General features: G+C 46.1%; 13 protein-coding genes and 1 pseudogene. 12 read left to right on the forward strand and 2 right to left on the reverse strand.

Going from position 1 to position 10642, the window contains the following annotated elements; translation table 11 throughout:
* Positions 1-21: 21 nt before the first annotated feature.
* The 10 genes from BR02_RS0114005 to fliY are packed head-to-tail and all read left to right on the forward strand — an operon-like array spanning position 22 to position 7583.
* Positions 22-675 (forward strand): flagellar brake protein, encoded by a 654-nt coding sequence (locus tag BR02_RS0114005; protein WP_031518116.1) that lies wholly within the window; start codon positions 22-24, stop codon positions 673-675.
* A 15-nt stretch (positions 676-690) separates the two neighbouring features.
* Complete coding sequence (locus tag BR02_RS0114010; protein ID WP_031518118.1) at positions 691-1473, forward strand: sigma-70 family RNA polymerase sigma factor; 783 nt, start codon at positions 691-693, stop codon at positions 1471-1473.
* A 4-nt stretch (positions 1474-1477) separates the two neighbouring features.
* Complete coding sequence (locus BR02_RS0114015; protein WP_031518120.1) at positions 1478-2236, forward strand: flagellar hook-basal body protein; 759 nt, start codon at positions 1478-1480, stop codon at positions 2234-2236.
* 24 nt (positions 2237-2260) lie between these two features.
* Complete coding sequence (flgG, locus tag BR02_RS0114020) at positions 2261-3019, forward strand: flagellar basal-body rod protein FlgG (RefSeq protein WP_031518122.1); 759 nt, start codon at positions 2261-2263, stop codon at positions 3017-3019.
* A gap of 30 nt (positions 3020-3049) precedes the next feature.
* Entirely contained in the window at positions 3050-3550 is a 501-nt protein-coding gene (locus BR02_RS0114025; RefSeq protein ID WP_031518123.1) for a chemotaxis protein CheD, read from the forward strand.
* Position 3551: 1 nt separating this feature from the next.
* Positions 3552-4319, forward strand: coding sequence for a CheR family methyltransferase (locus tag BR02_RS0114030; protein WP_031518125.1), 768 nt, complete (start codon positions 3552-3554; stop codon positions 4317-4319).
* A gap of 26 nt (positions 4320-4345) precedes the next feature.
* Positions 4346-4975 carry a chemotaxis protein CheC gene (locus BR02_RS0114035; RefSeq protein WP_031518126.1) on the forward strand — a complete coding sequence of 210 codons (630 nt, stop codon included), beginning with the start codon at positions 4346-4348 and terminating at the stop codon, positions 4973-4975.
* Between the two features lie 13 nt (positions 4976-4988).
* A complete protein-coding gene (locus BR02_RS0114040; RefSeq protein WP_031518129.1) occupies positions 4989-5354 on the forward strand; it encodes a response regulator in 366 nt (121 codons plus the stop codon).
* A gap of 32 nt (positions 5355-5386) precedes the next feature.
* Positions 5387-6385, forward strand: coding sequence for a flagellar motor switch protein FliM (fliM, locus tag BR02_RS0114045; RefSeq protein WP_031518131.1), 999 nt, complete (start codon positions 5387-5389; stop codon positions 6383-6385).
* Positions 6375-7583, forward strand: a complete 1209-nt coding sequence (gene fliY, locus BR02_RS0114050; RefSeq protein ID WP_031518133.1) for a flagellar motor switch phosphatase FliY — start codon at positions 6375-6377, stop codon at positions 7581-7583. Before fliM ends, fliY begins: the two co-directional genes overlap by 11 nt.
* 28 nt (positions 7584-7611) lie before the next feature.
* On the opposite strand, the gene BR02_RS0114055 is transcribed toward fliY, so the two are convergent.
* On the reverse strand, positions 7612-8961 hold the full coding sequence (locus BR02_RS0114055; RefSeq protein WP_031518135.1) for a DUF1015 domain-containing protein: 1350 nt from the start codon (positions 8959-8961) through the stop codon (positions 7612-7614).
* Positions 8962-9050: 89 nt separating this feature from the next.
* Positions 9051-9371 carry a nucleotide pyrophosphohydrolase gene (locus BR02_RS0114060; RefSeq protein WP_031518137.1) on the reverse strand — a complete coding sequence of 107 codons (321 nt, stop codon included), beginning with the start codon at positions 9369-9371 and terminating at the stop codon, positions 9051-9053.
* Between the two features lie 171 nt (positions 9372-9542).
* On the opposite strand from BR02_RS0114060, the gene BR02_RS0114065 reads away from it, so the two are divergent.
* Positions 9543-10271 carry a hypothetical protein gene (locus BR02_RS0114065; RefSeq protein WP_157834990.1) on the forward strand — a complete coding sequence of 243 codons (729 nt, stop codon included), beginning with the start codon at positions 9543-9545 and terminating at the stop codon, positions 10269-10271.
* 132 nt (positions 10272-10403) lie between these two features.
* Positions 10404-10642: pseudogene (locus BR02_RS0114070) on the forward strand (ISLre2 family transposase); the annotation flags it as partial.

The following is a 10642-nucleotide window of genomic DNA, read 5'->3' on the forward strand; positions in this document are numbered from 1 at the left end:
AAATTATTCGGGAGGCTGTCAATGACAATAACAAAATACAAAATAGGACAGAAAATAACTGTTACCAGAACCGATGGCGTCGAAAGAACTGAATACTACTCCAGCATCCAAAACATTAAAAACGGGGTGATATTCATTAATGTGCCCTACAGGGGTGAAACACCGCTGGTGCTAATGCACAATGAAAGGCTGACAATTAAATATGTGGATCTGTCTGCAGCCTTTGCTTTTGAATCTGAATATCTGGGAACCAGCCTGGAAAACCGGTCCCTTCGCATGTATAAAATAAAGGAGCCCCACCTGGAACATATCAGGAGGGTACAATTACGCAATTTTGTAAGGATTCCCCTATCCTTCGATATGGAATACCGGTTAATGTCTTCGGATGAGTGGTATAAGGCCTTTATGGTGGACCTAAGTGCCGGGGGGTTAAAAATGGCGGCAAGGAAGCCTTTGCCCCTTGATACCCAGCTCTTGGTATTTTTTCAGCTACCCATAAGGAATGAAGTGATAAAGGTTTGCCAGCGGGCCAAGGTGGTTCGCTGCCAGCTGGCAGATGAACACCTTAATGTGTATCATCTGGGCTTGCAATTTGTTGATATTAACCGCCGACTGGAAGATACCATCTGCTGTTTTGTGTTTGAAAAACAGATGGAACAAATTCGTAAGCGGTAAAACGGAAGTGAGGCCATGGAACCGGAAAAATTATGGAAAGAATACACAAAGCTGCGCCGTGTAGGTGGCAATGAAACCGCACTAAACAGCATTCGGGATAAACTAATAACAGCATATTTACCGCTGGTGAAAAATATTGCCGGCAGGTTGGCTATAAAGATACCCTTTTTTATGCAGCAGGAAGATTTAGAAAGCTGTGGAGTAATTGGTTTAATGGAGGCGGTGGATAAATACGACATGTCACTGGGGGTTGGCTTTGAAACCTTTGCTTACCACCGCATTAGAGGTGCCATGCTGGACGAACTGCGGCGGCAAAATTGGGTGCCCCGTACCGTATGGCAGAGGCAGCAGGCCATTAAAAGGGCCAGGGAAAAATTGGAGCAAGAGGGGCAACCGGTAACCGAGAGGGCACTGGCAGAACTGACCGGACTGTCAGCGGCTGAGGTTAGGCGCCTGTTGAGCGAAACCAATATAGGACAGCTGTACTCTTTAGATGACGAAATCAGCAACGGTGAGGGCAGCGTGGTGCGCCGCGGTGACATGATTGAAGACACCGACAGCCCGGATCCGTTGATTATTATAGATGAATTAGAAGATAAACGCCTATTGGTGGAATCCATTGAGGAGTTAAATAAGCGGGAAAAGTTGTTGCTGGCGCTCTATTACCAAGAGAAGCTGACCCTGAAGGAAATTGGTGTGGTGCTGGAAGTTTCTGAATCAAGGGTGTGCCAGTTACATAGCAAGGCCATTAAGAGTTTGCGCCAAAAATTAAGGGATAAATTAAGTTTAGGACGGTGATACCTTGTTTAGGGGAATATACACTGCGCTAAGCGGCATGGGTGTTCAGCAGGCCAGACTGGATGTTACCACCAACAACCTGGCCAATATCAGCACCAGCGGTTTCAAAGGAGAGCAAGTGATAAGCAAACCCTTTGGAGAGGTGCTTTTAGGGCACCAAAGCCCCACCGTTAAAGGAATTAACCCTGTGGGCACCACAAATTTGGGCAGTGTGGTGTCCAGGGTGGAGATCAATGCCCAACAGGGCCAGCTGGTTAACACCGGCAATTTTAGAGACCTTGCCCTGGTGGGACCGGGCTATTATGTGGTTGAGGCAGGTGGCCAGGGCGGCCGGGAGTTATACACCCGGGACAGCTCCTTTGGCGTAGACAGTGAGGGCTACCTTGTGAATTCCCAGGGTGACCGGGTGCTAAGCCTGCGGGGACCGGTATTGGTGGGCAACGATGAGTTTACTGTGGATGATAAAGGCACCCTTACCGCCGGTGACGGTCAGCAATATCAACTGCGAATAGTGGAGTTTGATGACATCAACCGGCTGCAGAAGGTAGGCAATAACTACTTTGCCCAGGGACAGGCCCAGGCCTTGGCTGCGGACAATACCGGTACCAGGCAAGGCTATGTGGAAAGATCCAATGTGGATCTGGTGAAGGAGATGACAAACCTTATTGAAGTGATGCGGTCTTACGAGGCGGGACAGCGATTACTACAAACCCATGATGAGCTGTTGGGTAAGGCAGTAAACCAGGTAGGTAGTTTAAGGTAATTTTATTAATGGGGTGAAGGTGTAGTGTTAAAAACAATACAATCCGCCCGTTCGGGCCTTTACGCGCAACAGCTGCAGATGGATGCCCTGGGTAATAACATCGCTAACATAAATACCACCGGCTATAAAAAAGAAAAGGTGGAATTTGCCGAACTGGTGCGCCAAAGACTTGGTCATAGGGGGACACCGGTGCTGGCCGACACTGAAAAGGTGCCGGAGGTGGGGGGCGGCGTGCGGCCCACCCAGGTGGCTAAGGTCTTTAGCCAGGGTGAATTACAGCCCACCGGCAGGCCCCTTGATTTAGCCATAAGCGGTGACGGTTTTTTCCGGCTGGTAAAGGACGGAGAGACCCTCTACACCAGGGCAGGCCAGTTTTCGCTCACTGCCGACGGCAGGATTATAAACCCGGCGGGATACCAACTGCCGCAACTAACTGTTCCCCAAGGGACCCAAGAGATTAATATAGGGGATGACGGCAGTGTTACTGCCACCGACGAAGAAGGTAAAACCACCTCCTTGGGAACAATTACCCTTTACAGATTTGAAAACACCGGCGGTTTAATACCCAGGGGTGAAAACATGTACCAGGCAGGTGAAGCTGCCGGAGCAATATATAACGATAATACAGGGGAAATAAAACAGGGCTACTTGGAAAGATCAAATGTGGATATTGTGGAAGAGATGGTAAAAATGATTGAGGCCCAAAGGGCCTATTCCTTAAATTCGCGGTCAATAAGAACCGCCGATGAGATGTGGGGTATAGCAAATAATATACGAAAATAATAACTAGTCAGTGACTGAAGGGAGTCTTTAATGGAGCCAGCAAAGTTAATAAAGGAGATTCAGGTTGGCATAGCAGAGTACAAGGTATCTGCTTCCCCCAATAAGATTATCACCTTGGGTCTAGGCTCCTGTGTGGGCGTGACATTATATGATCCCAGGGCCAAGGTGGGGGGGCTGCTGCACATTATGCTGCCTGACAGCACCCAGTTTAAGAATGTTACTAAACCGACAAAATATGCAGATTTGGGTATACCCCTGATGATTAGAGATTTAGAGCGCAAGGGTGCCCTAAAAAGCCGGTTGCAGGCTAAACTGGCTGGGGGGGCGCAAATGTTTTCCGGTCTGGACCGAAAGTTTGTTTTAAATATCGGACAAAGAAATGCTGAAATGACGAAAAAAATATTAAAACAGTTAGGTATTAGGGTGATAGCCGAAGAGTTGGGAGGAAACCGCGGTCGCACAATGATTATAGATTTAAACAACGGTCAGGTGACCATACGTACCATAGGCACCCCTTTAAAGGTGATATGATATGGAGTTTGTACAGTTTAAAAACCGCGTACATAAAACCTTTGGCTTGGACCTAAACAGTTATAAAGAAAATCAGTTAAGGCGCAGATTGGACAACCTGTTAAATAGGCGTAAGATAACCGGCTACCATGAGTTTTTTACAATGATGTCCGCCGATAGGCAGGAATACCTTAAATTTTTAGATTATCTGACCATAAATGTATCGGAGTTCTTTCGCGATATTAAAATGTTTGAGATACTGGAAAAAAAGGTTATTCCCGAATTGCTTGCGGACGGCAGAAGCTTAAAAATTTGGAGCGCTGCCTGTTCCCTAGGTGCAGAACCTTACTCGGTTGGTATTATACTGGATGAACAAAGCCCCGGTAAAAGGCATGTTATCGAGGCCACAGACCTGGATCAAGGCATTTTAATTAAAGCCAAGGAGGGGCTGTATAATGCCGAAACATTAAAAAATGTGAGCAAGGAGCGCCTGAACAAGTATTTTACAAAACAAAACGGTAAGTATTTAATTAATCAAAAGATAAAAGACAAGGTAAAATATAGGCAGCATGACCTGCTTAGTGACGCTTATCCCCAGGGTTATGACTTAATACTTTGCCGCAATGTTACCATTTATTTTACCCGGGAAGCCCAGGAAAGAGTTAATAGAAATTTTATTAAATCATTAAAAACCAATGGGTATTTATTTATCGGCGGTAGCGAAACAATTTTTAATTATGCTGAACTGGGCTTAAAGAAACTCGCTCCTTGTTTTTATAAAAAAATCTAAGGTTTAAATAAAAAGGAGTTGATGTAATGGCAAACACCGTTGATAATAGTAAGTTGACAGATACCCACCTGGACGTGTTGAGGGAAATTGGTAATATTGGCCTAGGCAATGCTGCCACCTCACTGGCCGAGATGTTAAATAAAAGAATAAACATGGAAGTGCCGAAGACAAAGTTTGTAACAATGGAAGAAGCAATGGAAGTTGTGGGGGGACTGGAGGAAGTTGCTGCCTGTGTAACACTTAGGGTAGAGGGGGATGTGCCGTCACAAATACTTTTTGTTTTTAACCAGGCAAGCACCCTGTATTTGGTGGATATGCTGCTGGGCTTGGATAAGGGAACCACCCAAGACCTGGATGAAATGGGTGAATCGGTGGTTAAGGAAATTTCCAATGTGTTAACAGGGTCTTTCTTAAGTGCCATTGGCACCATGACCCAGATGAAAATGTTGCCCCAGGTGCCCATGTTTGCCTATGACATGCTGGGTGCGGTGGTAAGCACCTCGCTGGTGGCCGGAGGCTACATTGAAGACCACATTTTGATGATTGAAACTGTCTTATTTGAAGAAAAGGAGCATATTAAGGGGCACTTCTTTCTTATCACCGAGGATAAATCTTTAAATACACTTTTTCAGGCCCTAGGATTAACTTTGAAATAGTCGGGAGGAAGTTATGAGCAAAAAAATACTGATTGTAGATGATGCTGCTTTTATGAGAATGATGATTAAGAACATAGTAACTAAAGCAGGCTATGAAGTGGTTGGCGAGGCGGAAAACGGCAATGTGGCATTGGAGCTGTACAAACAGCTCAAACCCGACCTGGTGACCATGGACATCACCATGCCGGAAATGGATGGCATTGAAGCGGTTAAGGCCATCCGCGGGGTAGATGCCAATGCCAATATCATTATGTGCAGTGCCATGGGCCAGCAGGCCATGGTGATGGAAGCAATTCAAGCCGGGGCAAAGGATTTCATTGTTAAGCCTTTTCAGCAGGATCGTATTATTCAAGCAATAGAAAGGGTGCTAAACAGGTAATGGGGGGCGCCGCATGAAAGGGGTGAGGCTCAGTGGGAAAGGATGTACTCTCGCAGTCGGAAATAGACTCTCTACTGCAGAGTATTGTCTCAGGAGAAGTAACAGCTGAACAAATAGTAGAGGATTCAGAGCAACTGAAGCTGAAAAACTACGACTTTCGGCGGCCTAATAAGTTCTCTAAAGAGCACCTGCGCACCTTCCAAGTTTTGCATGAGAGTTTTGCTCGCCTAATTACAAACTTCTTTTCGGGTCTATTGCATTCGCACATTGACATTGAGGTGGCCACGGTGGGACAGTTTACTTACGAGGAATTTACCCGCTCGGTGGTAACGCCCACCCTGTTAACCGTCTTTAAATTTGATTCTCATAAGGGAAGCGCAGTGTTGGAAACCAGTCCGCATTTTATAATGCCGCTGATAGATCTGCAACTGGGCGGAACCGGTGAGATGCCCGCAAAGGTGCGCGATTTAACGGATATTGAACTATCGGTGGCCCGAAAGCTAATAGATAGAATACTATCCCAATTGGGGGTAATTTGGAAGGATATAATTCCCGGTGAACCAAGTGTGACTTCTATGGAGACCAACCCGCATTTACATCAACTGTTATCACCCAGCGATATTGTTATGGTGATAACCTTTTCCACCATTGTGGGTGACGAGAACCGGGGTTTACTGAACCTTTGCCTGCCCTATAATTTTCTAGAGCCTGTGCTGTCTAAATTCTCGGTCAACCACATTAGCCAAACATACCACGAGCAAGAACAGGAAGACGTTATTGCTGTGGAACACTGGCTTAGAACATCAGAGGTTGAGTTGAGGGTAATGGTAGGCAACGGAAAAATTACCGTTAAAGACTTTTTAGGGCTTCAAATTGGGGATGTGCTCACCTTGGACAGGCAACAGGGGCAGGATTTGGACTTATTTGTGCAGGACCAATTAAAATTTAAGGTTCAAGCCGGAACCATAGGACAAAAGTTGGCGGTGCAAGTACTATCTCTGACGGAGGAGGCGTGGGAGTTTGACAAATAATAAATTGTTAGATCAAGAAGAAATAGACTTATTAATGAATAATCCGCAAACAGAACAGCAGCCGTCCGGGGATACCTCCGACACCGTAAACGCTGAACCGGAACAGTTGCTAAACCCTGATGAAAGGGATGCCCTGGGTGAGGTAGGCAATATTTCTATGGGTTCTGCCTCCACCACCCTATCAGAAATATTGAGTCAAAAGGTAAATATTACCCATCCCAAGGTGAGGATAACAACTAAGCAGGAACTTTTTGACAGTTTTTCCGTACCCTATTTGATAATTAAGGTGGATTTTATTGACGGGTTAAATGGCTTTAATGTTCTGGTGATGAGGGTGCAAGATGCCCTGGTGGTTGCCGATCTGATGATGGGTGGGGAAGGAACCCCTCAACATGTCCAATTGGGGGATATGGAAATCAGTGCCGCATCAGAGGCCATGAATATGATGATTGGAACAGCTTCCACCGCCCTGTCGCAGATGTTCAGTAAACCGATAAACATATCACCTCCCACCACCGTAGTGTTGGAGGATGCGGGTGAAGTAGAGACCAAGGATGCTTTGCCGGAAGTGGGTACCAATGATGCTTTGGTGGTAGTTTCCTTTAAGATGTCCATTGGTGATAAGATAGTGGACACCGAACTGATGCAAATTATGGGTGTTGAGACTGCCCGGGAAAAGGCCATGCTATTGCTGCAGGATTTAACCAGCATGATTGAAGAGGAGCCTGAACCGGCCCCTGCACCGGAACCGGCACCGGCAGCACAAACAGGGGGGAATGATACCCTGAGCCAAGAAATGATTGATGCGGTGCTCAGTGCTGAAAAAGATGCCGGGCCACCGCCGGCGCCGACACCGACACCGGCACCGGCGCCAACCACAACGCCCTTTGGCGGCGGGCTGCCCTCAAACGGCAACGGCGCCGTTGGACCGGCCCCCCGCAACCTTGACTTAATATTAGATATTCCCCTGCAGGTTTCGGTTGTATTAGGACGAGCCAAAAGGCCCATTAAAGAAGTGTTAAATATTGGGCCGGGCTCAGTGGTGGAATTGGAATCAATTGCGGACGAGCCGGTGGAGATCTTAGTCAACGGTACACTGGTGGCCGAAGGTGAAGTTGTGGTGGTAAACGAAAACTTCGGCGTAAAAATAACCAATATCATCAGCCCGGAGGAAAGGGTAAAGAGATTGGCCACCTAATTATGAAAGGCGCCCCATGGGGCGCCTTTTACAGCTTTCTGATCACTAAGCCGGTATTTAATTTGGGATAAAAATAGGTGCTCTTTTGGGGCATTTTTTCTCCGCCCACCGCCACAGCGGTTACTTCTTCCACCAGGGTGGGGTTCATGAAAAAGACACATTGGTACTGGCCGCTGTCTACCAGTTTCAATGCCCCGGCCTCTTCCTGGGTGTAGGTTAGATTTGATTCCTTAGCCCGCTGTTCACTGCCAATTCCCAAAAGCCTTTCTAAAATTGCGGTGTGCAAAACTGATACGTCGAGCCCCTGCCAGGCCAAGGATTTTTCCCTGGGCATCAGCCTGTCCATGGCGGCTTCGCTTTCTAAAGTGACCACATAGCCCGTATTGCCCCCGGCATACAGGCCAAAGGCCCGGCGGTGGTTAATTCCCATTCCCCTGTCAAAACCGCCCTTACGGTAAACCTGGTCTAAAAACTCAGCAATATTACTGCCGTCCGGGTTCACCGGCACAGGGTCCACGACAAACTCTTCCTTCAATTGTTCAAGCAGCCTAGACAAGTTGAAGTTTGCTACATTTTTGACCAAGCGGTGGGTGGGCAGGATTATCAGTCCCGGGTCATATAAATTGACCAGGGTCATCATGACGTAATCATAGGCCTGGTCACCGGGCTCGCCCGTCAGACCTTCTTCTTCCCTGCGGTAATTGCGGTAATTTAATGAAGTTTCATAGCGATGGTGCCCGTCGGCAATAAAGATGCGCTGCTTTTCCATGGCCTCCTGCACCTTTTTAATTGCCTCTTCATCCTTAATGACGGTTAAACGGTGGGTGATGCCTTCTTCATCGGTGAACTCCAAGTCAAGGTCATTCCCTGCCGCCTCTTCGATTATCTTGTCTATGGTTAAGGAATGGTCTGCATAAAGACCAAAGATAGGGCTGAAGTTGGCCTTGCAGGCTTTCATTAGCGCCAGGCGGTCAGCCTTATGTTTAGGCAGTGTTTCTTCGTGGGGAAGAACAACTCCCTTTTCGTAGGGTTCAATTTTAACTCCACAGATAAAGCCGGTACGTGTTTTCTCTGTTCCGTTAACCACATATTGCTGCTGGTAGCGGTACAGGGCCGGTTTTTCTTCCTGCAGCAGCACCTTTTTTTCTATCCATTCATTAAAGGTTTTTGCCGCCCGGGTGTAACGGTTGTCTGTATCGGTATCGGTGGCATTGATTTTTCCGTATTCTAACCGGATGATGTTATAGGGGTTTTTGTCGTAATACTGCTGTTGGGCAGCCGGGCTAATTACGTCGTAGGGCGGCGTAACCACCTGGGACATGTCGCCTACTAAATCCAAATTATAACGCAGCCCCCTAATAGGCACGATTGTTGCCAATGTTATTTCGCTCCTTTCGCTGTTTGAGAAATATATTCCATTTTAGTATAGTTGCCCATAAGTTACAAGTACAGCTTGTGGACAAGCCGCTAGTCACTTATTCTTGTCCAGCGGTTGAGGTCCCTTTTGTAATATTTTTCCATGGTGCGCTTAAAGGCGTCTTCTAAATCTATGTTCATGCTGTTTGCCATACAGGCAACTATAAACATAATGTCACCGAGCTCTAGGGCCAGATCCCCCGGTTCTTCGGTGGGCTTTTTGGGTTTTTGACCATAGCGGTGATTGATCTCCCTTGCCAGTTCACCCACCTCCTCTGACATCCTGGCCATCATGGAAAGCGGGTGCCAGTAGCCCTCTTCAAATTGACTAATCCATTTATGTACCTCTTTTTGCATATCTTTAAGTTCCATCTTTGCCCTTCCCCCTATATATCCAATGCTCTTGGTAATAATGTATAAAATATCAAAGATTAGCATATTTTGCAATTGGGCCTTTACTTGTCATAAAGCGGGGGGTCCCTTAGTAATATTAATTAACCGGTCATGTCTGTAATTAAATTGTTTAAATGGGGGGAATGGGGTGTGAGGATTCCGCAGTTAAATTTTAATATTCCTTACCGGTATCGAAAACTTGTACTGCCGGTGGGGCTGGTCTTGGTGGCTTTGCTGCTGCTGTGGCTGGCGGCTTCAGTCTTTAAGGCAGGCAGTGAGAAGGTAAATGCCGATGAACTTTTAAACAAAAGTTTACATAATACCCTGAACAGTAAGAGCTACCGCTTTGATATTGAGTGCCGGTTGGGGGAAAACAAAGACCTCATCAGTAAGGTTCAGGGTGAAAGGGTAGGAAATGAGCAGGTGCATATTAAGGGCTCTTTAATTAATTCTCCGGTGGAGTTTGTGCAGTATTATGACAACACCTATATGAAGGACCCCTTTACAGAGCAATGGCTGACCCTGCAGGGCAATCAGCTGGCCCAGGCAGAATCCTTTATAATTGAATTAAACCCGCTGGCTAATTTTAATTTTAAAGATGTGCCGGTGTTAAATTATGCAGGCCGGGAAGAATTGGACGGCCAGGAAATGCAGGTGTTGGAATTACAGCCCAATGTGCACATTCCTTTTTTAGAAAACCAATTTAACACCTTCAATTACAAGCTGTGGATTGACCCCAAGGATCAGCGTATAAAAAGGGCAGTAATTGACGCCGGCCACACAGGCAACCCCAGGGCATTAATGAATTTAGATTTAAGACTGTATGACTATGACCATGAAATAGTAATTCAGCCCCCCCTTGACGATAAAAGAGATTAGGCTCCGGTGCAGAAAAAAGGAAAGAAGGGACCACATAGTGTAAAATTGTTGTAGGAAAAAAAGAAACAAGAGACCACTCTTTTTGGTAAAATAAAGTCGACCAAAACCCAAATTACCAAAGGAGTGTCTCTTGTGAATACTATTCTACTACAAAAATGCGAAAAATTCATTGAGCAATTATTAAATTTTTTTGCTTCAGATAGAATTAAGGCCATTGAAGAGATGGAAACCACCTTAAAAGAATACACGGACAATTTTATTGTGGATATGATGAGTGCATATCTTGAAGCCCTTGATAAATCTATAGTAGAAGACAAAACCGGCCGTAAAAACAAAGGTCTGGTAATACAAAGAAAAAATGATAAACGAGA

It is taken from the genome of Desulfofalx alkaliphila DSM 12257 (genome assembly GCF_000711975.1).
GTDB classification, from domain to species: Bacteria; Bacillota; Desulfotomaculia; order Desulfotomaculales; family Desulfohalotomaculaceae; genus Desulfofalx; species Desulfofalx alkaliphila.